At 55.5% G+C, this 22,502-nt stretch carries 29 protein-coding genes; 6 read left to right on the forward strand and 23 right to left on the reverse strand.

What is annotated here, in order from left to right; genetic code table 11:
* Positions 1-22: 22 nt before the first annotated feature.
* Both lspA and ACP7DW_RS22760 read right to left on the reverse strand, forming a co-directional pair.
* Positions 23-1,099: a signal peptidase II gene (gene lspA / locus ACP7DW_RS22755; protein ID WP_071080217.1), complete on the reverse strand. Its 1,077-nt coding sequence runs from the start codon at positions 1,097-1,099 to the stop codon at positions 23-25.
* Positions 1,096-3,498: a heavy metal translocating P-type ATPase gene (locus ACP7DW_RS22760; RefSeq protein WP_071080216.1), complete on the reverse strand. Its 2,403-nt coding sequence runs from the start codon at positions 3,496-3,498 to the stop codon at positions 1,096-1,098. The genes lspA and ACP7DW_RS22760 overlap by 4 nt, the downstream gene beginning before the upstream one ends.
* 85 nt (positions 3,499-3,583) lie before the next feature.
* Here ACP7DW_RS22760 and cadR point away from each other — a divergent pair, with 85 nt between their 5' ends.
* The gene (gene cadR / locus ACP7DW_RS22765) at positions 3,584-4,018 is read left to right on the forward strand and encodes a Cd(II)/Pb(II)-responsive transcriptional regulator (RefSeq protein WP_071080215.1); all 435 of its coding nucleotides are present in this window, start codon (positions 3,584-3,586) and stop codon (positions 4,016-4,018) included.
* A gap of 234 nt (positions 4,019-4,252) precedes the next feature.
* Here cadR and ACP7DW_RS22770 read toward each other — a convergent pair whose 3' ends face one another.
* Positions 4,253-5,203: a site-specific integrase gene (locus ACP7DW_RS22770; protein ID WP_071080214.1), complete on the reverse strand. Its 951-nt coding sequence runs from the start codon at positions 5,201-5,203 to the stop codon at positions 4,253-4,255.
* A gap of 252 nt (positions 5,204-5,455) precedes the next feature.
* Between ACP7DW_RS22770 and ACP7DW_RS22775 the strand changes: the two genes are divergently transcribed.
* Together ACP7DW_RS22775 and ACP7DW_RS22780 are read left to right on the forward strand one after the other, a co-directional pair.
* On the forward strand, positions 5,456-6,487 hold the full coding sequence (locus tag ACP7DW_RS22775) for a DNA-binding protein (protein WP_071080213.1): 1,032 nt from the start codon (positions 5,456-5,458) through the stop codon (positions 6,485-6,487).
* A 179-nt stretch (positions 6,488-6,666) separates the two neighbouring features.
* Complete coding sequence (locus tag ACP7DW_RS22780; RefSeq protein WP_071080212.1) at positions 6,667-6,870, forward strand: hypothetical protein; 204 nt, start codon at positions 6,667-6,669, stop codon at positions 6,868-6,870.
* A 125-nt stretch (positions 6,871-6,995) separates the two neighbouring features.
* Here the strand turns inward: ACP7DW_RS22780 and ACP7DW_RS22785 are convergent, their stop codons facing one another.
* Genes ACP7DW_RS22785 through ACP7DW_RS22795 form a run of 3 tightly spaced genes read right to left on the reverse strand, consistent with a single transcriptional unit; the run spans position 6,996 to position 7,844 of the window.
* Positions 6,996-7,208: a GDCCVxC domain-containing (seleno)protein gene (locus ACP7DW_RS22785; protein WP_081344990.1), complete on the reverse strand. Its 213-nt coding sequence runs from the start codon at positions 7,206-7,208 to the stop codon at positions 6,996-6,998.
* Positions 7,209-7,212: 4 nt separating this feature from the next.
* Positions 7,213-7,488, reverse strand: a complete 276-nt coding sequence (gene merP, locus ACP7DW_RS22790; protein WP_071080211.1) for a mercury resistance system periplasmic binding protein MerP — start codon at positions 7,486-7,488, stop codon at positions 7,213-7,215.
* A gap of 11 nt (positions 7,489-7,499) precedes the next feature.
* Positions 7,500-7,844 carry a mercuric transporter MerT family protein gene (locus ACP7DW_RS22795; RefSeq protein ID WP_101481276.1) on the reverse strand — a complete coding sequence of 115 codons (345 nt, stop codon included), beginning with the start codon at positions 7,842-7,844 and terminating at the stop codon, positions 7,500-7,502.
* Between the two features lie 65 nt (positions 7,845-7,909).
* Here ACP7DW_RS22795 and merR point away from each other — a divergent pair, with 65 nt between their 5' ends.
* The 3 genes from merR to ACP7DW_RS22810 all read left to right on the forward strand — a co-directional run bounded on the left by merR (position 7,910) and on the right by ACP7DW_RS22810 (position 13,673).
* A complete protein-coding gene (gene merR / locus ACP7DW_RS22800; protein WP_071080209.1) occupies positions 7,910-8,308 on the forward strand; it encodes an Hg(II)-responsive transcriptional regulator in 399 nt (132 codons plus the stop codon).
* A gap of 742 nt (positions 8,309-9,050) precedes the next feature.
* Positions 9,051-10,523, forward strand: a complete 1,473-nt coding sequence (locus ACP7DW_RS22805) for a Y-family DNA polymerase (protein WP_071080540.1) — start codon at positions 9,051-9,053, stop codon at positions 10,521-10,523.
* A gap of 3 nt (positions 10,524-10,526) precedes the next feature.
* Positions 10,527-13,673: an error-prone DNA polymerase gene (locus ACP7DW_RS22810; protein ID WP_071080208.1), complete on the forward strand. Its 3,147-nt coding sequence runs from the start codon at positions 10,527-10,529 to the stop codon at positions 13,671-13,673.
* Positions 13,674-14,290: 617 nt separating this feature from the next.
* On the opposite strand, the gene ACP7DW_RS22815 is transcribed toward ACP7DW_RS22810, so the two are convergent.
* The 17 genes from ACP7DW_RS22815 to ACP7DW_RS22895 form a co-directional block, all read right to left on the reverse strand.
* Positions 14,291-14,587, reverse strand: a complete 297-nt coding sequence (locus ACP7DW_RS22815) for a hypothetical protein (protein WP_071080207.1) — start codon at positions 14,585-14,587, stop codon at positions 14,291-14,293.
* Between the two features lie 19 nt (positions 14,588-14,606).
* Positions 14,607-14,969, reverse strand: a complete 363-nt coding sequence (locus ACP7DW_RS22820; protein ID WP_139174849.1) for a nucleotidyltransferase domain-containing protein — start codon at positions 14,967-14,969, stop codon at positions 14,607-14,609.
* 76 nt (positions 14,970-15,045) lie between these two features.
* Complete coding sequence (locus ACP7DW_RS22825) at positions 15,046-15,645, reverse strand: hypothetical protein (RefSeq protein ID WP_426085234.1); 600 nt, start codon at positions 15,643-15,645, stop codon at positions 15,046-15,048.
* 94 nt (positions 15,646-15,739) lie between these two features.
* Positions 15,740-16,153: a hypothetical protein gene (locus tag ACP7DW_RS22830; RefSeq protein WP_139174909.1), complete on the reverse strand. Its 414-nt coding sequence runs from the start codon at positions 16,151-16,153 to the stop codon at positions 15,740-15,742.
* Between the two features lie 12 nt (positions 16,154-16,165).
* Positions 16,166-16,360, reverse strand: coding sequence for a hypothetical protein (locus ACP7DW_RS22835; RefSeq protein ID WP_071080538.1), 195 nt, complete (start codon positions 16,358-16,360; stop codon positions 16,166-16,168).
* A 23-nt stretch (positions 16,361-16,383) separates the two neighbouring features.
* Positions 16,384-16,656: a DUF7706 family protein gene (locus tag ACP7DW_RS22840; RefSeq protein WP_139174907.1), complete on the reverse strand. Its 273-nt coding sequence runs from the start codon at positions 16,654-16,656 to the stop codon at positions 16,384-16,386.
* A 66-nt stretch (positions 16,657-16,722) separates the two neighbouring features.
* Entirely contained in the window at positions 16,723-17,013 is a 291-nt protein-coding gene (locus tag ACP7DW_RS22845) for a hypothetical protein (RefSeq protein WP_071080536.1), read from the reverse strand.
* 17 nt (positions 17,014-17,030) lie between these two features.
* Complete coding sequence (locus tag ACP7DW_RS22850) at positions 17,031-17,669, reverse strand: hypothetical protein (protein WP_071080534.1); 639 nt, start codon at positions 17,667-17,669, stop codon at positions 17,031-17,033.
* A gap of 418 nt (positions 17,670-18,087) precedes the next feature.
* Positions 18,088-18,282: a hypothetical protein gene (locus tag ACP7DW_RS22855; RefSeq protein WP_139174905.1), complete on the reverse strand. Its 195-nt coding sequence runs from the start codon at positions 18,280-18,282 to the stop codon at positions 18,088-18,090.
* A 102-nt stretch (positions 18,283-18,384) separates the two neighbouring features.
* The gene (locus ACP7DW_RS22860; protein WP_139174903.1) at positions 18,385-18,816 is read right to left on the reverse strand and encodes a hypothetical protein; all 432 of its coding nucleotides are present in this window, start codon (positions 18,814-18,816) and stop codon (positions 18,385-18,387) included.
* Between the two features lie 97 nt (positions 18,817-18,913).
* A complete protein-coding gene (locus ACP7DW_RS22865; RefSeq protein WP_139174901.1) occupies positions 18,914-19,306 on the reverse strand; it encodes a hypothetical protein in 393 nt (130 codons plus the stop codon).
* 250 nt (positions 19,307-19,556) lie between these two features.
* Positions 19,557-19,943, reverse strand: coding sequence for a hypothetical protein (locus tag ACP7DW_RS22870; RefSeq protein ID WP_071080527.1), 387 nt, complete (start codon positions 19,941-19,943; stop codon positions 19,557-19,559).
* A gap of 79 nt (positions 19,944-20,022) precedes the next feature.
* Positions 20,023-20,148 (reverse strand): hypothetical protein, encoded by a 126-nt coding sequence (locus ACP7DW_RS22875; RefSeq protein WP_277922169.1) that lies wholly within the window; start codon positions 20,146-20,148, stop codon positions 20,023-20,025.
* A 23-nt stretch (positions 20,149-20,171) separates the two neighbouring features.
* Complete coding sequence (locus tag ACP7DW_RS22880; protein ID WP_071080525.1) at positions 20,172-20,849, reverse strand: hypothetical protein; 678 nt, start codon at positions 20,847-20,849, stop codon at positions 20,172-20,174.
* Between the two features lie 272 nt (positions 20,850-21,121).
* A complete protein-coding gene (locus ACP7DW_RS22885) occupies positions 21,122-21,301 on the reverse strand; it encodes a hypothetical protein (protein WP_071080523.1) in 180 nt (59 codons plus the stop codon).
* A 16-nt stretch (positions 21,302-21,317) separates the two neighbouring features.
* On the reverse strand, positions 21,318-21,569 hold the full coding sequence (locus ACP7DW_RS22890) for a hypothetical protein (protein ID WP_071080521.1): 252 nt from the start codon (positions 21,567-21,569) through the stop codon (positions 21,318-21,320).
* A 231-nt stretch (positions 21,570-21,800) separates the two neighbouring features.
* Complete coding sequence (locus ACP7DW_RS22895; protein ID WP_071080520.1) at positions 21,801-22,475, reverse strand: tyrosine-type recombinase/integrase; 675 nt, start codon at positions 22,473-22,475, stop codon at positions 21,801-21,803.
* Positions 22,476-22,502: the final 27 nt, after the last annotated feature.

A 22,502-nucleotide genomic window follows, 5' to 3' on the forward strand; every position in this document is an offset into this window, starting at 1 on the left:
AGTTCCGGCCGCAGGGTATAGCTCAACCGGACAATTCGCCTTCTGCGGTTACACCTCTTTGGATTACAACTACCAAAAGCAAGCAGACGGCTCCGGCAGAAATTGCCACATCGGCGACATTGAAGGCGGGCCAGTGCGCGAGCCGCCAATGGAAGTCGAGGAAATCAACAACCTGTCCACGCAACACGCGATCCGCGACATTGCCAAGCGCACCACCAAGAATCAGGCTGTAGCCCGCCGCTTCAAGCCGTGGCCGTTGCTGGCACAGCATGCGTCCCAGCCAAACAGAAACGGCCAGACCCAGCGTGATGAAGAAGTAACGTTGCCAGCCGCCGGCATTCGCCAAGAAGCTGAATGCCGCGCCGGGATTCAGAACATGGACAAAGTTGAAGAAGGTGGTGACTTCGACCTGCTCACCGTAGGCAAACGTGCGGGTGATGGCGAACTTCGCGAGCTGATCGGTCATGACAGCGCTGGCGGCCATTGCAAACCAGATCCAAGTCGATGTGCGGCGAGGCAATTGCCACACAGGGGCAGCCAGCAGGGTCAGCCGCCCGGTGAGCGCCGAGCAACTTAATCCTAATACCCACCCCGCCAGCACATCGGCTGGAAAGTGCATTCCGGCTGCGATGCGCGACCAGCCGACCAGCATGGCGTACAGCATTAAACCGATGTGGCCACGACGGCCCATCAAAGGCCAGAGCGCGCCGCCCACCAGCGCGCCATAGGTAGCATGCCCGCTGGGCAGGCTGTAGTGCTGCTCAATCTCACCGATGACGCGTACCAGGTCGCCGAGAACGGCAGGCGGGCGTGGAAAGTCAAGCCATAGCTTCAAGACGGTGGTGACCAGGAAAGCCAGCAAGACGGCCGCGCTAAATCCAATAAGGCGGCGCAGAACGACCGCGCCACGCGCCGGGTTGATGGCCAACTTCGACCACCGCCACAAACCCAGCATCATCAGCGGCGCTGTCCAGTAACTCCCCACGAGGCTGAAGAACCACGCTAGCTGCCCCAGCGTGGCTGGTGTACCCGTGTTGATGGCTTGAAACAACGCGATGTTCAGGCCACCCCAGTCATAGAGAAAGAATTTCCAGCTCATCTGCGCAACAGCCTCAGGCCATTGCCAACGACGAGCAAGCTAGCCCCCATATCAGCAAACACAGCCATCCACATGGTCGCGTGACCCGTGAAGGTAAGCACCAGAAACACTGCCTTGATGCCAAGGGCCAGTACAATGTTTTGCATCAGCACCTGCGCCGTCGCACGCGACAGGCGCACGAACGTCGGAATCTTGCGCAGGTTGTCGTCCATCAGAGCCACATCGGCGGTCTCGATTGCGGTATCCGTGCCAGCAGCCCCCATTGCAAAGCCGATGTCCGCTCGTGCCAAGGCCGGGGCATCATTGATGCCATCACCGACCATGCCAACCTTGCCGTTTCTGGCAAGTTTCTCAACTTCGCGCAGTTTGTCGTCTGGGAGCAGGTTGCCTTGCGCACGGTCGATTCCGGCTTGTGCGGCAATGGCCTGTGCCGTATGGGGGTTATCGCCGGTCAGCATCATGGTTTTGATGCCCAGTGCATGCAGCTCTGCAATGGCGTTCCTGCTGCTGTCCTTGATGGTGTCCGCTACGGCGAATAAGGCATGTACCTCCTTTGCGCCTACCAACATCACGACGGTCTTGCCCGCGGTTTCCAGCGCAGCGATGCGCTGTCCCAGCTCTGGAGTGCTCTGTCCCAGCTCTTCGAGCATCCGGTGGTTGCCAAGATGGTAGGTCTCCCCGTTGATTTTACCTTGCACACCCCGACCGGGCAACGCGCTGAACTCGGCTACGTCGAATAGGGCAACTGCATCAGTCTGCGCGGCCTGTGCCACCGCTTTGGATACAGGATGGTCGGAGCGGGCAGCCAGACTGGCAGCGATGCTGCGGCTGTCCAAGGCGAGTGTATTGCCCCATGCGACGAAATCGGTCTGTGCGGGCTTGCCGTGTGTGATCGTGCCGGTCTTGTCCAAAGCCAGCCAGCGCAGCTTGCGGCCTTCTTCCAGATAGACGCCGCCCTTGATGAGAATGCCGTGGCGGGCGGCAGCGGCCAAGCCGCTGACAATGCTGACCGGTGTAGAGATTACTAGTGCGCATGGGCAGGCGACCACCAACAGAACCAATGCACGGTAGATCCAGTCGAGCCATGCCGCACCCATGAACAGCGGCGGCAACAACGCAACGGCGATGGCAACGCCAAACACAATGGGTGTGTACCAGCGGGCGAACTGATCGACAAAACGTTGGGTTGGTGCACGGCTCCCCTGAGCAGCCTCAACCGCGTGAATGATGCGGGCTAGTGTGGAGTGGCTGGCTACAGCGGTGACGCGGTACTCGAATGAACCGGATTCGTTTATGGTGCCAGCGAACACCGAATCACCGGGGGCCTTTTCGACCGGGAGGCTTTCACCCGTGATCGGGGCTTGGTTTACGGCAGAGCGGCCTTCCAGCACCTCACCATCAAGGGCGATGCGCTCACCCGGCTTGACCCGGACGCGGCTTTCAATGGCAATTTGCTTTGCACTCACCTCCCTCCATGTACCGTCAATCTGTTGCACCGTGGCCAGTTCCGGGGTCAGGTCGAGCAGGCCACGGATTGCGTTGCGGGCGCGATCCAATGACTTGGCTTCGATCACTTCGGCCAGCGCGAAGAGCACCATCACCATAGCCGCTTCGGGCCAGTGACCGATCAACATGGCACCCGTGACGGCAATCGACATCAGAGCGTTCATGTTGAGGTTACGGTTCTTGAGCGCAATCCAACCCTTCTTGTAGGTGGAGAGGCCGCCCGTGAAGACTGCGACCAGGGCCAAAGCGACGACCGACCAATGATTGCCATTGTGGAACCAGTAGACCGCCTCGGCCGCCGATGCAGTTACCAACGAGATGCCCAGCGGCCACCAGTTGGTTGGCGCGGTCAAAGGAGAAGTGGATGGTGCGGCCTCGGTCGTGTCCATCACCTGCGCCTCAAATCCAAGCGTTTGCAGAGCCGCGAGCACGTCAGGTAGAGCTTGGTCAGCATGGCGTACCGACAGCGTGCGCTGCATCAGGTTGAAATCGAGATCGGCAACCCCAGCCACGGTGCCGAGCTTGTTGCGGATCAACGCTTCTTCGGTCGGGCAATCCATCTTGGCGATGGACAGCTTGGTCTTTTTTTCGGTCGATGCCTGATCCATGCGCACGGCTTGCATACCGATGGCCGTCAGCGCTTGCTCAACGGAAGATAGCGAGGGCAATTCGTGCCGCACGGCTAAAGTGCGCTGCATCAAGTTGAAGTCGAGTCCGACTACGCCGGGCAGCCCGCCCAGCTTGCCTCGAATCAACGCCTCTTCCGTGGGGCAATCCATGTTCTCGATGCGATACACCGCTTGAGCCGATTCGGTTGTCTGCGGGACTTGTGTCGTGGGTTGGATGATCGGCTCAGTTGTGCAGCCACACCCCTTTGAAGCGCATTCGCTCATGGATAACTCCTTCAAATGTTCTATACAATCTCAATTAAAATCCCTATAGTCACTATAGAGTCAAGTAATAAATGGAGATTGAGGCATGGAAATCAGAATTGGCGATCTCGCCAAGCGCTCTGGGTGCGTGGCTGTGACCATCCGCTACTACGAAAAGGAAGGGCTGCTGCCGAAGCCGGCGCGAAGCGGTGGTAACTTCCGGCTGTACGGCGATGCTCACATTGAGCGCTTGCAATTCATTCGTCATTGCCGCTCGCTCGACATGACGTTGAGCGAGATTCGGGCGTTGTTAGGTCTGAGAGACAACCCAACGCAGGATTGTGGCGAGGTTAATGTGCTACTGGACACCCATATCCAGCAAGTGGAAGTACGTGTGGAAGCGTTGTTGCAGTTGAGGCAATACCTGCTTGTTCTGCGCGAACAGTGTTCAGGTGCTCGCCCTGTGCAGGCATGCGGCATTTTGCAAGGGTTGGGCAATTGCAATTGCCATGTTGTAAGTGCCGAACAGTCAGCCATCTGAGCAAGCCAGGGCTTCACGTGCTTAATTTTTCGTTTTCTGAGATACCCCCCATATGGGCAATAACTCGGTGCGGATAGCCGAACTGACTGAGCAGTATCGGTCGTGGGCGGCAGGTTTACGCATCAGATCGAGGCTCAGGCTGATGGCCTTTACCAAACCCATCACTTCATTCGAATCGGCCCTGCATAAGGTGCTCAGTGGATACGCGCCTTCGGTACAGCCGCAGATGTGCGATCACTTGCTCTCAGGAGGACGCAGATTTTGCTCGATGCGGTGCCGGTTAAAGGGATCTTCACTGTCGATGTAGCGGATGGCGGACTGGGCGTTTTTCCAGCCCACGTGCTCCATTAGCGTTTTGAGATCCCATCCATTGGCTGTTGCCCAGCTGGCAAAGCCGCGCCGCAGCGAGTGAGCGCTGTACAACTCAGGCGCATCAACGCCGGCTTCCTGCAGGATATTACGCAGGAGCGGTACCAGGCTATCGATGTTTAGTCCGTTATCGCTGATGTTGCCCCAGCGATCAATGGCACGAAACACCGGTCCAGCCGTCAATCTCGCCGCAGCGATCCATTCCTCATAAGCGCTGACCGGGCACAGGCGCGATAGCAACGGCACCTTGAAGTTGCCGCCCTTGAACTGGCGATCACCTTTGGTGCGCGGCAAGAAGCAAGTCATCCCTTCACCTTGCGTGATGTGAACATGCTCAATTTGCAGGCGCGTCAACTCGTCGCCGCGAAACCCGCGCCAGAAACCAAGCAGAAACAACGCTTTGTTGCGGCGGTACCGCAGCTCGGTGCCCATTTCTCCCTGGGATTGCGCGGCGTCGACGTTGGCCGTCAACCAGTGCTCGACCAGCATGAGTTGATCGATCAGAAATGGTTTTGCCCGCTTTTCCTCGGCTGGATGCAGCGTCTGGATACCGCGCAAGACCTGGCGTACTACCGGAGCTTTGGTTGGGTCTGGAAAGCCTTGGTCGAGATGCCACTGAGCTAATGCGGCCAATCGCTGACGCAGGGTGTTGACGACATGTTTGCCGGCACGATCGGCCAGGTAGCGTGCCACGCTATCGGACGTCGCCGGCAAAAAACCACCCCATTCCACTTCAAAGTCGCGGATCGCGCTTTGATAGCTTTTTCGCGTGTTCTCGCGCGTGGCGGCCTGCAGAAAGAGGTCGATATTAGACATGGCATGACAAGGGAGAAAAAGCGGGCGGGTAACGCCGGCGTGTAGATCGTAGCGAGCGGCGTAACCAATTATGTCTGGCGCTATCGGCAAATGTACAACACACGCGGCCAAAATGGCACGAAAGCAGGTCTGACACAGGATAACCTTATATTATCCTGCTTCAATTTCAAGGAAAATTTGAGCTTGAATTTCTCGAAAAATGGTATGTAATTACATGGTATGTAATCCATCATCTTATTTCGTGGAGACGCCATGGCCCGCGCCGGACTGTATCAATCTGATATCAAAAAAGCGCGCGATGCGTTGCTGGCCCAAGGGCGCTACCCCTCGGTCGACGCTGTCCGCGTTGCCTTAGGCAACACGGGGTCCAAGACCACCATCCACAAATATCTGAAAGAACTGGAGACGGAAGAAGGCTCTGGCGACGGGCGCAAGGCGCCGATCAGCGATGCCTTGCATGATATTGTGGTTCGACTGGCCGCGCGACTGCATGAAGAAGCCGACGAACGGACCTCGGCTATCGAGTCTCGGAACGCCGAGCAGGAGCGCGACCATGCCGCGGCCGTGAACAACTATGAGAAAGAACTGGCGGCGCTACAACAGCAATTGCGCCAGGCCAGGGATGACGGCATCGAGGAAATACGGACGCATACCCAAACTCGTTCCAGTCTGCAAAATGAGACCATCTTGCGCCACACAACGCAGCAGCAGGTGGCCGATTTGCAAGAGCGCCTGGTCGAAAATGAGGCGCACCGGCGGTCGCTGGAGGAAAAGCATGCCCATGCGCGCGACTCCCTGGAGCACTATCGTCAGTCAGTCAAGGAACAGCGCGATCAGGACCAGCGGCGCCATGAACAGCAGATACAGCAACTGCAAGCAGAGCTACGGCAACAGCAACAAGCCGTGGTGCTCAAACAGGAAGAAGCGACTCGATTGAACCAGGAAGGCGCTAAGTTGGTTGCCGAGCTGTCACACTACAAACAGGCGCTTTACGAGCAACAAGCGCTCGGCCGCCGGCAAGATCAAAAGATCGAGCAGCTTCATGCGGGGCAGCAGCACGCCAAAGACCTGGAACGACAACTTGCCGCCAAAGTGACTGAGAATGAGGTATTGCTGGGACAGGTGGCAGAATTGGGCATGGAGATGGGGGGACTGAAAACCCGATTCCGTGAACTCGAATTGTCCTTGGTCCAAGCTAACGCTAGAGCCGAAGCGAGCCAAGGCATCAGTGAGGAATTGCGGGGTTATCTGCATTCACTGGACCGACCACCCGCCTCAGAGTAGAGGTAGAGATTGGTCTGGACAGCCGGCCGCCAGTCTAAATGAAGAGATATTGCAACAAAAATCAGAATTAATATTCTTTAAAAACAGAAACTTAGATCAAATTTTGGGAATTTTTACAGGAATCCCGGCCGACCCTCGATACCGAGCGCCGACTTGCCAGAAAAATTGCCGAGTCGGAATTGCTGGCTGAACAGCTGAGGGACGCCAACAACGGTATGGCGCCGCTGAAGGCGCAGATCAGCGAGCTGGAGTTCATGCTCGCGCAGGCCAACGCCAAGGTTCAGGCCCAGGAGCAAATCGACGAGCACTTGCGGGCCTACCTCGACAAGATCGCAGCCACCCCAGCAACCTCAAAGACAGACCCACTGAGCATCCGCCTATGAGAAATGCCAGAATGACAATTATATAATCGTTTTTTGAGAAAATGACCGTTTTGTAATCGTTTTTGAGTCAAATTAATTGTTTTTGCGTGTTTATGTCGATCAGTAGCAGTCCATTCAGCGGCTGGTTAGCCGCAGCACCCACGCTGCAGTTGGATTGGCGGACATTTCACTGTGCCGTATGAACAGAAGACGCAACAGTCGCCGGCCTTCGGCCTCAACACGATGGCGCAGCCCGTACATTCATAATAGAACTGGCACGCATCGGTAGGCATGACTTCCTGCTTGCTTAGTCCGCAGTGCGGGCAGGACAGGGTCGATGTGAGAATTGCCTCGGCCATGGCGTTACTTCCCGACCGTGGACGGGAAGCCCGCATCGGTGGTTGACTTGGTCAGCAGCGCGATATTGGCCTTGTCCGCATCCAGATGCACCGTTGCGGTCTTGTGCTCGAAATCGATCTTCACATCATTCACACCTGGAACCTGCTCCAGCGCTTTTTTGACGGTGATCGGGCATGCCGGACAAGTCATATTCTGGACATGGAGGGTGACGGTTTTCGGCGAACTGGCGAAAACCGATCCAGCCAGTAGCAGCGAGAAAATGAAGGTGGGGATGCGCATAGAATATCCTTTCAATAGAACAGCGGGGCATACAAGGGAAATGCCAGCAGCAGTATCACTGGCAACGTAACGAGCCAGTACAGGATGCGTTGGTTCCTGATGACTCGATCTGCAGCGCACGCGTCACCCGGCGCGCAAGCGCGTCGACGCACATAGAGATTGTAGAAGGCCAGGCCGAGAAGCAGCAGCGTCAGGCCGGTGAAATAAGGACTGTACAGCTCAAATGCGATAAGGCGCGACGCCCAACCACCGCCGACGCCAAGCATCAGCAGGACGAGCGGGCCGGCGCAGCATGCGGATGCGCCAAGCGCCGCCAATACCCCAGCGGCCAGAGTGCCTTTCGTTCCGATCGTCATAGTGATTCCAATTGGTTTTACACGAGAATAGGATAAACTCCGTACATAGATACGGAGTCAAGTGCATGATCGAGAAAATGACCATCGGCCGTTTGGCCAGCGCCGCCGGCGTGAACGTGGAAACAATCCGGTTTTACCAGCGTAGCGGGCTAATCGACGAACCGGCGCGGCCGCACGGAGGCTACCGGACCTATGGAGAAGAAGACATCCGTCGGATTCGGTTCATCAAGCGCGCGCAGCTACTTGGCTTCACGCTCGATGAAATTACGAGCTTGCTCAAACTGGAAGGTTCGCTGGCCTGCATCGGCACGCGCGATCTGGCTGCCAGGAAGCTTGCCATGGTGGAGTCCAAATTGGCCGATCTGCAGGCGATGAAAATCGCTCTCACAGGCATGGTTGCTCGGTGCGACAACGAGGAACGGGACGAATGGTGCCCAATCATTCAGGCGCTGATCGACGACTGAAATGCAAACCCTTATAGCCCAGACACGAAAAGCCGTTGAGGCCGAGCTGTACTACCATAATGCCATCATATGATAAGGACCTTCGAAACAAAAGTTGGGTGCGGATCACTTGGCGTTTTCTTAAAAGGACTTTTGTGAGAGCGAGAATCTATCTTGTCGATGATGCATTAGTTGCGGACTGCGAAAGCGGCCTTCGTTTATCGCACTCTGATGCCACTGAACTGGCTGATCTTCTTTGGACAAACGATGTGACATCGGAAGAAGTATCCATGATTGACTGGCATGAGGACGTAGAGCGTGCTCCTCTGTCCGGGCACAAGATAGCCATCTATCAGCGTCTACGCCTGCAAGAGCAATCATTGGAGTGACAGCCGGCTTGGCGCAAGGGCAGGAGTTGATTAAGTAGCACAGCGGGAGTGCTCAAAATGCTGTCGGCGCACATGTAGATTGGATAGACCACAGGACCCACGACATAGAAGTCTATCCGTTTATAAAAAAACATCAATGGGAGGCTATTGTATCCACGGGGGATAGAGAATTGTGTCGATTTACTATTTCTTTCCATGTAATCAATAGCTTAGTTAGCTTTTCGCGAAAAAAACCACAATCCCGGCCGACCCTCGAGTTCGGCCAGCGATGGGCGGTGTCCACGTTGAGGTCTTGAAGCGACGTGGTCCTGTTTCCGATAAAACCCTATTTATTCCGCTTGCTGATATGCCTACTGGCCGTCACCCCGTGCATCATGAAAACGCCCCTGCTGTTAACTTTATACCTGCCGCTGTTACCGCTCGAAACGCTCCGCCCGTCTTGGTCTGAGGCAGGCTCTTATGTGGTTGTGGATGGTGGAAAAGTGCTGGTCGCTTCGACAGAGGCGATCGATGCCGGTGTGCGAATTGGCATGCGGTCTGGCGGGGTGGAGACCATTGCACCTGGTGCGATCATTTTGGATCGCGATATAGAAAAGGAATCGCGTGCGCTCGATTCCATTGCGATGGTGATGTTGCAGTTCACGCCCGAGGTTGCGTTCACCGATGATTTCAGCCTGTTGCTCAATGTCGGTGCGAGTCTTTCGTTGTTTGGTGGTGCGCTTTCATTGTGTCGGCGGGTACGCGATAGCATCCGCCGCCTCGGATTTACCGGGCGGTTGGGTGCGGCGCCGACGGCGGAAGGTGCCTGGCTGCTTGCTCACGTAAAGAGTGGACGTCATTCTCCGCGTAGAAGGTGCCTGCAATCCGCAACTCTGGCTTTCCGTCTCGACGGGTTACCCTGTTCACTTGTGCCATCGGCTGCGCCATTTCTTACCTGGTTCGATGGTATCGGCGCCAGTACGCTGAGCGATGTGCGGAAATTGCCGAGAGCCGGGTTACTGCGACGGACGAGCAAGCAGCTGTTGCATGCCCTCGACCGTGCGTATGGTGATATCGAAGAAATGCATCGTTGGATATCAGTGCCAGCGCAATTCTCCGCTCATATCGAAACCTTCGATCGAATCGAGCATGCGGAAGCGTTGATGCATGGCGCCACGACCTTGATCCTGCAGCTCATTGGCTGGCTTGCTGCTCGCCAGCTGGCTGTGATCACTTTTAGACTGCTTCTGGAGCACGAGCGCGGCCGTTCTGCGGTGCCGCCGACGCCTGTCGAAATTACGTTGGCCGAGCCGGCGTGGAAAGAAGCGCATTTGTTGCGGCTGTTGAAGGAGCGCCTGGCCAGGACAGAATTGAGCGCACCGGTTATCGGTTTACGGCTGGAAGTGGTGCAGTTGGAATCGAGGCAGGCGCTAACCGATCAGCTGTTTCCGGAGCCCGGCGGTTCGCCGGCTGATTTCACTCGCCTGTTGGAACTGTTGTCCGCCAGACTAGGTCCGGAGAACGTTTTGGTGCCGGTGCTGTCTCCTGACCATCGGCCCGAGCAGTGCAACAGCTGGGGGCCGGCCACGGCAAAAATGACCTCTTCCACTGAAGATGAATTGGTATTGGATCGTCCGTGTTTTGTGCTGCCCAAGCCGATACAGCTGCTGACGCGCGACGAACGGCCGTTTTATTTGAGTCCTCTCAGATTGATACGCGGACCTGAGCGACTTGAGGCCGGCTGGTGGGATGCGAAGTCGGTCGCGCGCGACTACTATGTTGCGCAAGGTACCGATGCGACGTGCTACTGGATTTACCTTGAGCGCATCGTGGATAGTCGCTGGTTTCTGCATGGACTGTACGCCTGACGGATGCGAGCCATGGCGACCGCCCTCCCCTCCTACGCCGAATTGCAGTGCGTGAGTCATTTTACGTTTTTACATGGATCGTCCGCTCCCGAGCAGCTGGTGCAGCGTGCCGCTGGTCTTGGCTATCACGCTCTGGCGATTACCGACGAATGCACTGTGGCAGGTGTGGTGAAGGCACATCTTGCCGCCAAAGAGGCCGGCCTAAAGTTGCTGATTGGGAGCCAGATGCTGGTGACGCCGGAGGACGGTACACCGCCCTTCTCGCTGCTTATCCTGGCCATGAACCGGAACGGCTATGGCAATTTGTGCGAGCTGATCACCGTTGCGCGCCGGCGCGCGAAAAAGGGCGAGTATCTTGCGCGCCCTCGCGATATCGCGGCGCCGCCGCCTGATCTGGCGGCGTTGCGTGGTATGCCCGATTGTCAGTTGATTTTGCTGCCGCGCTATGGCGCGGAGCTCGAAGTCATCGAACGGCAGGGGGCCTGGCTGTTGCAGTGTGCGGCCGGTCGTGCGCGGATCGCGCTGACCTTGCACTTCCGATCGCGTGACCAGGAGCACAAGGATATCGTCACTGCCGTGGGCGCCCAGTTCGACTTGCCCGTGGTGGCCACTGGCGACGTTGTGATGCATGTACGTTCCGCCAAGCCCCTGCAGGACACCATGACAGCTATCCGTCATGGCGTGCCGGTCGCACGCTGTGGCTATCGGTTGGCGTCGAACGCCGAGCAGCATCTTCGCTCAAGGGTTAGGCTGGGCAACGTTTATTCGCGAGCCGTGCTCGACGAGACGGTCCGCGTCGCAAATCTGTGTACATTTTCCCTGGACGAGTTGCGTTACGAGTACCCGGTGGAGATTGTGCCTGAGGGGATGACGCCAAGCGGGTATTTGCGGCAGCAGGCCTACCTTGGTGCGCACTGGCGGTATCCCGCCGGCGTGCCGGCCAACGTCCAGTCACTCATCGAGCGGGAGCTCGAATTGATTGCTGAGATGTCCTACGAAAGCTACTTTCTCACGGTCTACGATATCGTGCGCTTCGCACGGGCTAACAAGATTCTGTGCCAGGGACGCGGTTCGGCGGCCAACAGTGCCGTGTGCTACTGCCTGGGCGTGACCGAGGTTGATCCATCGCGTGGCACCCTGTTGTTCGAGCGATTTATTTCTAAGGAACGCAACGAACCTCCCGACATCGACGTGGACTTCGAGCACCAGCGTCGCGAGGAGGTGATCCAGTATATCTATCAAAAATATGGCCGCACCCGCGCAGCACTTACGGCCGTTGTCATCAGCTATCGCCCGAAGAGCGTGTTGCGTGATGTCGGTACCGCGCTCGGCGTTGATCTTTCCATTGTCGACAAGGTGGCCAAAGCCAACCACGGATGGGGAGGGCTGGCCGAACTGGCGGAGCGCATGCACAGCTGCGGACTGGATCCTGAGTCCGACGTCGCCCGGAAGTGGGCTTTCCTGGCTGAGCACATGATGCGCTTTCCGCGTCACATGTCGCAGCATCCTGGCGGTTTCGTCATTTCACACAGCAAGCTGTCGCGTCTAGTGCCGGTGGAAAATGCCAGTATGGAGAACCGTACCATCGTGCAATGGGATAAGGATGATCTGGATGCGGTCGGCTTGTTAAAGATTGATATCTTGGCGCTCGGCATGTTAAGTGCCATGCGTCGCACGTTGGATCTGGTATCAGCCAGGCGCGGCGAGCGGTTCGAGTTGGCAGACATTCCGAAAGAGGACGCGGCGACGTACGAGATGATCTGCCAGGCCGACACAGTCGGCGTGTTTCAGATCGAGAGCCGTGCCCAGATGTCGATGCTGCCGCGGCTGAAGCCTAAGACGTTTTACGACCTGGTGATCGAGGTGGCCATTATCCGCCCAGGCCCGATTCAAGGGGGGATGATCCATCCCTACCTGCGCCGGCGCGAGGGGACCGATCCTGTGTCCTATCCCAGTCCGGAAATGGAGGCGGTGTTGTCGCGCACACTGGGTATCCCAATCTTTCAGGAACAAGTGATGCAGATCGCGATGGTCGCTGCCGGTTTCACGGCTGGCGAGGCAGATCAGCTGCGCCGTGCCATGGCCGCATGGAAGCGGAAAGGCGGCCTGGAGCAGTTCGAGGACAAGCTCAAAACGGGCATGGCGGCGCGCGGCTATAGCGAGGATTTCGCTAACGGCATTATCGGGCAGATCCGGGGATTCGCCGAGTATGGTTTTCCTGAGTCGCATGCTGCTAGTTTTGCCCTGCTCGCCTACGCGTCGAGCTGGATGAAACGCCATGAGCCGGCCGCGTTTTTGGCCGCCCTGCTGAACAGCCAACCAATGGGTTTCTACAGTCCGTCGCAACTGGTACAGGACGCCGTGCGACATGGCGTCGAGGTACGTGGCGTAGACATCAATATCAGCGGCTGGGAGGCCACACTGGAAGCTGCAAGTGGTACCCAACCAGCGGTACGCCTGGGACTCAACCTGATCCGGGGTATGGAGCGTGAAGCCGCCTGGCGGATCGAGGAGGCCAGGGCGGTGCGGCCGTTCAAGGATCTGCATGATTTGGGTGTACGCGCGGCGCTCGATGCGGCGCAACTGAAGTTGCTGGCCAGTGCAAACGCGCTGTTGGAGATCAGCGGCAATCGGCGCCAGGCGATATGGAATGCGGCGGGGAGCGTGCCTGACCGCGGATTATTGCGGGAGGCCCACATCGTTGAGGAAGAGTTGACGATTGCACCGGCCACAGAAGGGCAGGAGCTGGTGGCGGACTATCTCCATATGGGATTGACGCTGGGCCGTCATCCGCTTGCGCTATTACGCGAGCGTCTGCACGCGATGCGCTTTATGCCTGCGGAAATTCTGAATTTGTATGACGATGCGCGCCTTGCACGTGGCTGCGGTCTCGTAACCGTGCGGCAGCGCCCGGAGACTGCGAAGGGCGTCGTGTTCTTGACGATCGAAGACGAAACAGGAAACGTGAACGTCATCGTTTGGCCGAGCCTTTTGGAGCAGCAACGTCGTGAAGTGATGAGTGCGCGACTTTTGGGCGTGTATGGTCAATGGCAGTGTGCGAACAATGTCAGGCACCTGGTGGCGAAGCGGTTGGTGGATCTTACCCATCTGCTTGGGGATCTGGATACACGCAGTCGCAACTTTCATTGAGTCGGCTTTTTATTCCAACGGTTACTTAGATGTTTGGTAAATTTCAAACGTCATGCGTCGGCCAATTGTGCTTATGCGACTGCATATAAAATTGTAAGTCTTTGATTTTATTGGGTGTTCTAGTAGAACAATCTTGTTTGCAGCTGCGATTGGTCTCAGTTATTAGCGTTGACCAGTAGTAATTGCGTGCTTGGCTGCAATTTGCATTCTATTACGCGATTTTTTTGAAAATCGAATCGCTGAGCTATGCTTATGCAGGCAGACAAAGAATAGTAAGTCTTTGATTTTATTAGGTGTTCAAGTAGAACAACGTTGATTTCCTTCAAAATATTGCCGGCGTAAGGTACCCGGGAGGTACCGCGAATGGCCCGGATGGTTAGTCTGGGTCTTGCGCAGGCAGTGCTGATTCAGCACCATGGCCGAATCGCTAGGTCGCATCCATCCAGCTGACGGGCGCCATCCGGTGCCGATTTTCCTACTTTGCAAATTTTTGATCAAACGCTTGGTCGCGCTCTGACGCAACCTGCTTGTCCCGGCGATCCATTGCGAGGTAGCCAACGACGGCTACCAGCAGTACTACGATTACTCCGATATAGATCTTCCGCATAATTTTCCTCTCAGGCGCAAGCGCCGTAATGGCCTTCAAGTTTCAAATGCCGGAAAGAGCGACGCACGCTGGCCACTATCGGCTTCAAGTTCTCGACCAAAGGGTCCCACCAGGCGATAACTTGCAATGCCGAATCGGGCGAATCAGCCAAGCCGATATCCAGCATCTCGGCAGCGATGCAGTCACGGCGCGGATCGTCGTTGGCAAGTACGTCGCTTGGGCACACCCGACCGTAGAGTGCGATCAGCTTGACCTTGTCCGCCTCACGGATGGTTGCCGGATCAATTGGAGCGCAGGTAGACTTCATATGCAGATTTCCTTTCACCTTAGAGAGGAAACACCTGCACGCCTTTTGTTCGTGCTTCGAATGCATGCGTACCAGACTCAGCTTCATAAAACCGCCGCGAGCGAGTCACAAGTAGGTCAATTGGGCCAAAGCCTTGGGCCCGCCGCTCGGATTCGAGTTTTGAGAACATCTTTGCGTGTAGTGTTCCGCCAGTTCTGATCTCATCAGGAGCAGAGTCAGCCACAATAGCCATAAAGTCGTGGTCGCTGTTTGACCTTGGTTCACCATTGGCCCGGCTTCCGAACAAAATTATTTTCTCAAGTTGGTACGCGCCCAAATTTGTGATGCAAAAATGTATGACAAAATTTACGGTTTTTAGATCAGCAGCGGATGGTAATGGCATAGCAATTCTCCCAGGTTAAAAACTAGTTGACGCCAGCGACCGGCCGGACTGTCGGGAGCGATCAGTTCGCGTTTTCCTAGACCTTATTGCGCGACAATCCTCGAATGTTGGATTGACGTTCTATGATCGACCTTGCCGAGTGCTCGACCATGCGGAAGTCACCGGCATCGAGCCACTTCTGCAGTTGGCGTGTATCGTCGTCCCGGCCGGCGTACTCGATGGCCTCGGAATTCACCAGGTCGACCAGCTGCTGTAGCGCTGGCGGCAAACCATGCTGTTGCGCTTGGCGGAATTGCCTTTGGCGCTCGATTATTGACTTTGCCGAATGTTCGACCATGCGGAAGTCACCGGCATCGAGCCACTTCTGCAGTTGGCGTGTATCGTCGTCCCGGCCGGCATACTCTATGGCCTCGGAATTCACCAGGTCGACCAGCTGCTGTAGCGCTGGCGGCAAACCATGCTGTTGCGCTTGGCGGAATTGTCTTTGACGCTCGATTATTGACCTTGCCGAGTGCTCGACCATGCGGAAGTCACCGGCATCGAGCCACTTCTGCAGTTGGCGTGTATCGTCGTCCCGGCCGGCGTACTCAATGGCCTCGGAATTCACCATGCCGACCAGTTGCTCAAGAGGGGACGGAAGCGGGATGTTGGATTGAATGGTTTGCAAAGTGCTCATTATTTTCCTCATTGTCCAGCAGAGCGCTGGCCTTCTCAATGCACCAGGCCCGTCTCGCGGACCTTAGGGTAGTGCTGGGCGTTTTCCTCGACCGTTACGCAGCCGGAGCCGCGCCAAAATATGACGTGATCCAGTCATCGGTAACTGCTGGAACATCGCGACACCCACTGGCATCCGTTAGCACGCCATACCAAACATACTGAATACCAGGTATAGCCGCCAGCGTGCGGATGGCGTCGGCATAGGTACTTGGGTGGCCACCATGTTCTGGATAATCCGGAGTCCAATGGCGCCCCAACGTCCTTTTCCACATACGCCCCTCAAGGCTGGACTCTCCGAGCAACGGCGATGACCGCGCATCCGAACAATATTCAAGTTGACCAGTAGGAGAAACCCAACAGTGCAAGTCTGCGTCCTCGATCATTGAAAGGCCCATTACACCAGGCGCACTAACCTCACCAGGTTGAGCCGTAGTAAAAAGTACGACGATTTCTGCATCAACTGTCATGGCGGTGGTTTCCTATCCCTGTACTGGTGGCATCGAGCCAAGCATTTCGATGCGGTCAAACTCGATCCCGGCTTCAAGCGCCTGATGTTCTACATCGTCCTTCGACGTGCAGCCAGCCACCCGCCCGCCCTCAACATCGCCACGAAGAATTCGGCCAGCCCATTGACCGCTTGCCGTCTTCCATATTTGCAAAATAACTTCCTCCATGATGTAGCTCTTTTCCGACCTATTTAGCGTGGAGCATAGCCAGCATCGGCCAAGGCGGCACCTACTGCAGTAATACCGTTGAGCATCTGGTAAGCGAGGGTCATGCGCTCCTCTTCCGACAGATGCGCTTCGGTGAATTCGTAGAACATGCTGTATGTCGAGCGCTTTGCGAACTGCGCCAGCTGGTACGCAACCGCCGGATGCATGTTCACCGTGATTTCCACTGGCGTATCAGCAGCGACCTCCGCTGGTGTCCGCATATCTGGTCGCACTTCTGTTTGAAAACCGCTCATCATTAATACCTCTCCGTGTGATCCCGGCAATCGGCCGGTACATGGCGCCAGGTGGCGCGTTTTCCCTGCTCAATTCCAGCCAAGCAGTTTCGTTAGGCCCGCAATCACTAAAGCGAGGACGATGCCGCCCATCACTCGGACTACAACATGCTCATGCCAGGGCTTCCCCGGCGTTCGGCTTTGCAATGCTCCCAGCGCTGCTTGGATCTGCTCTATCAACGTGTTGGGTCCCCGGAGCTTGGGTAGGATATAGGCAAGATGTTCTCGTACTGCCTCTTGTTCTTTCATAGGCAATGCCGTGTTATATGCCTTGGCAATGCTAGCTTCGACATCGACAGTCAGCTCACTTTTCGTGTCCAATATTTTTCCTTTTTTACTTAGATGGACGGGCCGACTAGTTTCTCTAGCTTCTTCAATTTCACTACAACCCTGTCAGCCCCGCTAACCAACACGGTTTTGTCGTAAAGCACATCTGTATCGTTGTAGTGGCTGTCGATAAGTCGCATCACGGCACGGAGATTTTCAAGCATTTCCTCAACGCTTCGGCGACTGACGGGACTCATCTCAAACAGTTCAGGGGCGGTCGCATAGTAGTGGTCCTGATGAGCAATCCGCTTATTACGATGATTTAGCGCAAACTCTGCGGAAGAGAGAGCCGCATTGCAGGCATCCTGAACTTTACCTTTGAGCTCAATGTCGGCAATCAACGGAGCCAATGAACGTAAAGTAAGATTCTTATTCTTGCCTCCTTTAGCCTCGGCCGGATCAATGAAGCGGCAAATCCCGAGCAAAACCCTGTCCCACAGCACATCTTGGACGATCTTGAAGAACAACCCAGCACTTCGATTAAGAACCTCAACACTTCCAGCATCTTCGTATAGTTGGCAGTATTGCGTCCATATAATGTGAAGATCGATAAGCTGTGCAGATAATATTGTGGCAGATTCCTTCACCCCCGGCTCCATCTGCACAATGTGTGGTTCGATGCTGCCAGTTTGTACATTCGCATCGTTCATCGCGCATACTCGTGCGTCCAGCCTTCTTGATGCTCATGGAACGTTACTTCGTTGGTCATTGCTTTCCTTTCAGATCGAGGGTGTTCAAAGCACGTCGTCGTAGTCCTCGGTTGCAAGATTCCCCATAGTTTTGCACGACGGACACTCAACTGTGACCCCGGAGCTACTCTGGAAGAAGAATCCGCCATTTAGGCGTGACTGGCTAGTGAAAGCGGTAAAGACGTGACCGCATCCACATTCAAATTTCGCGTTTTCAAGGCCCCCGAGCAACATTGCGGTCCTGCCGTTAGCAATTGGGGTATAAGGCGAGCGCGTCCGTTGTGCTTCCAATATCTTCAGAGTCATTGTTCTGCCTTTATTCGATGTCGCCGGCGGCCGGCCGGCTGGTGGGCGCCCACGGGGCGGGGGCTATTTTCCTTTAGCTGCAAAGGCTGACTTCTTCATCAAAAAATTTCATCGCGGCCGATAGATCGCGGCCGAATACTTTTACTTCGGGAGTGCGCGAACTGGATACCGTAAAGCTCTCTGAGACTACTGCAGCGCCGTTATAAAGGGATATTTTTTTGAGTTCAACACCAGCCTGCGACTGTACAGTTTCAGTTCTTTGGTTCATTGATTTTTCCCGTTACTCGATACGTTAATTTAAAGATGGTTTATACCGATTTTCCCCTGCCTTATTCACCTTTACGGGCGAAGAACCACAGCATTCGTATATCTACGGTGAACAATGCAGTCTTACGTGTAGTTTTAACCGCTGACGCCGTTTGCCTTCGCTGATGACCGCCTCTGCTTTCTCGATAATCTCAAACACTACGTCTTTTTCGATATCATGTCTCTTTATGCTGATCGGTGTAATCGCAACAGTAATTTTTCCATTGGTATATGTGCGACGCTTTCCGTCGCCAACATCGAAACTGCCAGTTGCAGGAAGCACTTCAAGCCGTCCACCGGACGACACTAGCATGTCACTCAATTCATATCCTACTAGGTGACCCTGCGTTTTCACGACCGAAAAACATGTTTTTGAATCCAAGCGTTCATTCGCCAAAGCTGAGTTCATTGGAATGTCTACAGCACCGATCAATCGAAATGCAACACCCCCACCAAGGAACAGACTAAGCTGCACGAAACGAAATGGATTAATCAAGATTTTTCCCTCGTCTGCCACACATTGCGTCCGGCCCTTATTCAATCCATGACGCCAGCGGCCAGCAACCGGGCGCCACCAGCGCGCGTTTTCCTTGCTAGCTTTTGAGCCATTGAGACGTTTGCTCTTGGGAGCCGAACTTCGTCTCAAAAGTAGTCACATCGATGGGTTGAACATTGACCTGCAATGCAGCCATACCGTGATCGCGCAGCCAAGCAAAGCGATGTCGACCGTTATTAAACCGCACAAAGCCGTCGACGATACAAACTTCAGGCATCTCCACAGGCCTCGCTGACATTATCCATTTTGCAAAATTTTCGTACTTGCCAGGCATTCCATTATCGCCGCCAGCTCGAATATATTCATTCGTACTGCGCTGCCATTCATGCTCTAGCTTGACGACAGACACCCAAACTGGAACATCTCCAGACTCTGGAAGCGCCATCTTCCATTCAATTTTCACCCAATGTCCGGATTGACTTTTTTCCATAATTTTCCGTCCTATTTAGCTTCTGACATCGCCCAGGTGGCGAAAGTCTTGATTCCGCACTTACCGTGCATTTTCTTAACGCGGCCACGTACAGAGAAACCTTCAGTGCTCCAGGCGACTACCTTGCCGCCCGGACGCTTCGACGCAGCCACGATCATCTCGACTGTCCGACAGTACGTCCAAGGAGCGCCGTCAACGTAACTTTTGCCTTCCTCGATATCGCTTACCAGCATGGTCGACTTTTCATCTGTTAGTTGCCCAGCCAGACGCGGTTAGCGTCGGCCCAGTCATACACAGCCTCCAGCCAGCCATTCATCATATCTACCGCTTCGACACCGTTCTCGAGGTCGACCGCGAGCGAGGCTACCGTGCACTCTTCCATCATCTCCACGGCGTCCACGAAATCGTAGTCACAGTCAGGGTCGGTGCAGTCGAACAAACGGGCAGGCGCCTGTGCGCGTAGCAGCTTCGCGATGCGGTTAGCCTTATCAGCAATGACCGCTGGGTCTTCGCTGGACTGATCTTCGCGCAGGATGGTCTTGATGTTGACCTTGCGCGGCCAGATCGGCTTGCCGGCAGCGCGAAGCGCAGCGGCTGCTTGATGATTTGCGACGATGGTTTCTACGGTTCGTGGCATGTTCGGTTTCCTATCCCTGTACTGGTGGCATCGAGCCAAGCATTTCGACGCGGTCAAACTCGATCCCGGCTTCAAGCACCTAATGTTCTACATCGTCCTTCAACGTGCAGCCAGCCACCCGGCCGTCCTCAACATCGCCACGAAGAATTCGGCCAGCCCATTGACCGCTTGCCGCCTTCCATATTTGCAAAATGACTTCGTCCATGATGTTGCTCTTTTCCTTGCCCTTTATGGCCTGAACGAGCGCGTCAGTGACTGCGCCAACTCGTCCGGTATCTCCACACCCGCAATGTGGAAATCGGATGGACTCAAACGATCAATATGCGGCTGATAGACTCGCAATTTCTTGACACTGTCACCATCAATCTCAAGCATTGCTCCCACCAAGTCCATGGGACGGCCGTATGCCGTTTGAGCGGTACTGGCTCGAACAGCCTCACCATAAACGAACTGGTCACAGATATAGCAGGAAAACCAGGTGGAAATCCCTTCATTTAGAACAGACGTGATATCAGCAATTAGTGAGTTACCGTCCCGCGACGGATGCAACGTGTGACAAACTTCGTGCGCCAGCTGATAAAGCGTTTGCAGTAAATCGTTCTCGGCGCGAGGACTCAATTGAATGTCTATGAAGCGCCCTTCGGGGATGTAAATTGTGCACGGCCCGAAATCGGCGATTCGAACCGTACCAAGTGTCCAATCATGACGCGCTGGCCCAAATATCTTCTCCGCAATTTCGCGAAGCTTACAGCACAGGCGCTTGCGTTGACGTTCTGCCGCAGCGTCAGCATCGACGGTGATCGAAGCCCCTGCCAGCGCGGCGGCGGCCATCGTCGCGTCGTAGTTCTCGGCCTGGCGCACCAGGTCGATCAGTTCTAGCAGGTCAAATTGCAGTTCGTCCAACATGGTCGTCGATTTCCTTTATGGCGCCCGTAACAGGCGGGCGTGTGTTACTTCGCTTGCCTTACAAGCAGGGCAAGTGAGGTGGATGCCCCCGAAGACGTTCTGTAAATCCTTTCCCTCCGTGGCAACCCACTTGTGCCCGCAAGCACAGATGACTTCGGCTTCACGGACACCGACGACGACTTCCTCATTGCTTCCGATCTCTCTGCTACGCTGAACAATGTTTTCAACTCGTCCGAGCCTAAATTGAATTGTGCGAGTCATGATTATCCTTGTCAGTCCAATTGCGTTACCAGGGAACGTGCTGGAACGTCCATGCGCTTACCGGCGCTGGCGCCAGCCGTGCGCTCGACTTCCCACATCGCCACGCCGCGATACGGCGTGGTCGGTGCAATGGCGCGAACCTGGTTGCCGGATTTCGTAAAAAAGTAGGTTTTGCCTGCTTCGATGGCCATGGTGCGGCTTCCTTAATCAGAACAAATAGGCGCGGCCATCACCTGGCAGCGTCCAGTGCGTCGGTTCAAAACCCATCGTGCGGGCAATTTGACGCGCGTGGCCAGGTCCGATGGCGCCGGTCAATTGGTGAGCGCGAACATCCGCGCCGTCGCCTTTAACGCGCAACCAGTACACGTCATTCGGGTGACTTGCTGCGAATTTTGCGTCGTGCGCCACGATGACTTGGGCCGGGAAGTCGGCTGGTGGGGTCGCGTTGAATATCTGCATGTCGTTTCCTATTTTGGCTCTTTTATCTTACGGATCGCTTCCTCAACGGCAGCGGTTCCAACCCGTGCCGCTTTCTCGGCGATATCTGGAAAAACCCTTAGCTGCAATCTCGCGCTACGGCGTTTTTCAGGTGCAATCGGTGGACGACCGGGCTTTTTTGGAACAAATTCCATAATTAATAATGTACTCCATAAATTTGGGAGAGTAGAGCAATTTTTGTACTCCATAAAATTATGGTAGCACGTCTATGAAAGCCTGCCGCAGCTTTTTGTTATCTACTTCAAGATATGGATCAACATGGTCCAGATCGGCATGCCCCAGCAAGAGCTGAAGCGTTTCCAGTGAATGTCCCTGTCCGAGTAATCGGGATGCCATCGTGCGCCGGCCAGAATGGCTGCTGCCTCCTTTAATGCCCGCGTCCCGGTACAACTTAGTCACATGGGCTTGCAAGGCGTCACAGGCTGCGTAGTCGACTTGCTCGCCCGCTTGGTTGATCCGGCGCTTTCGATTCATACTGTATTTGAAGCCCTTGAAGGTCAGCACCAAGGCGCTATCGGGTCGTAGGCCGCGATAACGCAGGGGGTCGTCACTCATGCGCCAACGCCGTTCTATTCGGTAGGTTAGGTAGGATTCCAACGCCTCGATGAGCGCCCGGTTCGTGGGATAGATGCATCGCTGGCGGCATCCCTTCGTGATAGCTGCCCGAAGCGAGACTTCTTGCCGGATCGCCCCGGACGGAAACAATACGTCCTGAACCTCGATTTGTGCGATTTCGCTCACCCTCATACCGCACATGATCCCTAACAACAGGACGAGAGTATCGCGTTCGGGATCGCGACTGATGGCTGCTGTGACGCGGAGTAAGTGCCGGTACTGGCCCGGACGTAAGACGGTGGCTTGTGCCATATTGATCCTCTGAATAGGTGTCGAAAT

This window comes from Janthinobacterium sp. PSRC1-1 (assembly GCF_049897525.1).
In the GTDB taxonomy this organism is placed as follows: domain Bacteria; phylum Pseudomonadota; class Gammaproteobacteria; order Burkholderiales; family Burkholderiaceae_D; genus Janthinobacterium; species Janthinobacterium tructae.

Coding starts and splice junctions, on each gene's coding strand:
- lspA (WP_071080217.1), bottom strand. CDS start 1,099: ATGAGCTGGAAATTCTTTCTCTATGACTGGGGTGGCCTGAACATCGCG.
- ACP7DW_RS22760 (WP_071080216.1), bottom strand. CDS start 3,498: ATGAGCGAATGCGCTTCAAAGGGGTGTGGCTGCACAACTGAGCCGATC.
- cadR (WP_071080215.1), top strand. CDS start 3,584: ATGGAAATCAGAATTGGCGATCTCGCCAAGCGCTCTGGGTGCGTGGCT.
- ACP7DW_RS22770 (WP_071080214.1), bottom strand. CDS start 5,203: ATGTCTAATATCGACCTCTTTCTGCAGGCCGCCACGCGCGAGAACACG.
- ACP7DW_RS22775 (WP_071080213.1), top strand. CDS start 5,456: ATGGCCCGCGCCGGACTGTATCAATCTGATATCAAAAAAGCGCGCGAT.
- ACP7DW_RS22785 (WP_081344990.1), bottom strand. CDS start 7,208: ATGGCCGAGGCAATTCTCACATCGACCCTGTCCTGCCCGCACTGCGGA.
- merP (WP_071080211.1), bottom strand. CDS start 7,488: ATGCGCATCCCCACCTTCATTTTCTCGCTGCTACTGGCTGGATCGGTT.
- ACP7DW_RS22795 (WP_101481276.1), bottom strand. CDS start 7,844: ATGACGATCGGAACGAAAGGCACTCTGGCCGCTGGGGTATTGGCGGCG.
- merR (WP_071080209.1), top strand. CDS start 7,910: ATGATCGAGAAAATGACCATCGGCCGTTTGGCCAGCGCCGCCGGCGTG.
- ACP7DW_RS22805 (WP_071080540.1), top strand. CDS start 9,051: ATGAAAACGCCCCTGCTGTTAACTTTATACCTGCCGCTGTTACCGCTC.
- ACP7DW_RS22810 (WP_071080208.1), top strand. CDS start 10,527: ATGCGAGCCATGGCGACCGCCCTCCCCTCCTACGCCGAATTGCAGTGC.
- ACP7DW_RS22815 (WP_071080207.1), bottom strand. CDS start 14,587: ATGAAGTCTACCTGCGCTCCAATTGATCCGGCAACCATCCGTGAGGCG.
- ACP7DW_RS22820 (WP_139174849.1), bottom strand. CDS start 14,969: ATGCCATTACCATCCGCTGCTGATCTAAAAACCGTAAATTTTGTCATA.
- ACP7DW_RS22825 (WP_426085234.1), bottom strand. CDS start 15,645: ATGAGCACTTTGCAAACCATTCAATCCAACATCCCGCTTCCGTCCCCT.
- ACP7DW_RS22830 (WP_139174909.1), bottom strand. CDS start 16,153: ATGACAGTTGATGCAGAAATCGTCGTACTTTTTACTACGGCTCAACCT.
- ACP7DW_RS22835 (WP_071080538.1), bottom strand. CDS start 16,360: ATGGAGGAAGTTATTTTGCAAATATGGAAGACGGCAAGCGGTCAATGG.
- ACP7DW_RS22840 (WP_139174907.1), bottom strand. CDS start 16,656: ATGATGAGCGGTTTTCAAACAGAAGTGCGACCAGATATGCGGACACCA.
- ACP7DW_RS22850 (WP_071080534.1), bottom strand. CDS start 17,669: ATGAACGATGCGAATGTACAAACTGGCAGCATCGAACCACACATTGTG.
- ACP7DW_RS22855 (WP_139174905.1), bottom strand. CDS start 18,282: ATGAACCAAAGAACTGAAACTGTACAGTCGCAGGCTGGTGTTGAACTC.
- ACP7DW_RS22865 (WP_139174901.1), bottom strand. CDS start 19,306: ATGGAAAAAAGTCAATCCGGACATTGGGTGAAAATTGAATGGAAGATG.
- ACP7DW_RS22870 (WP_071080527.1), bottom strand. CDS start 19,943: ATGCCACGAACCGTAGAAACCATCGTCGCAAATCATCAAGCAGCCGCT.
- ACP7DW_RS22875 (WP_277922169.1), bottom strand. CDS start 20,148: ATGGACGAAGTCATTTTGCAAATATGGAAGGCGGCAAGCGGTCAATGG.
- ACP7DW_RS22880 (WP_071080525.1), bottom strand. CDS start 20,849: ATGTTGGACGAACTGCAATTTGACCTGCTAGAACTGATCGACCTGGTG.
- ACP7DW_RS22885 (WP_071080523.1), bottom strand. CDS start 21,301: ATGGCCATCGAAGCAGGCAAAACCTACTTTTTTACGAAATCCGGCAAC.
- ACP7DW_RS22890 (WP_071080521.1), bottom strand. CDS start 21,569: ATGCAGATATTCAACGCGACCCCACCAGCCGACTTCCCGGCCCAAGTC.
- ACP7DW_RS22895 (WP_071080520.1), bottom strand. CDS start 22,475: ATGGCACAAGCCACCGTCTTACGTCCGGGCCAGTACCGGCACTTACTC.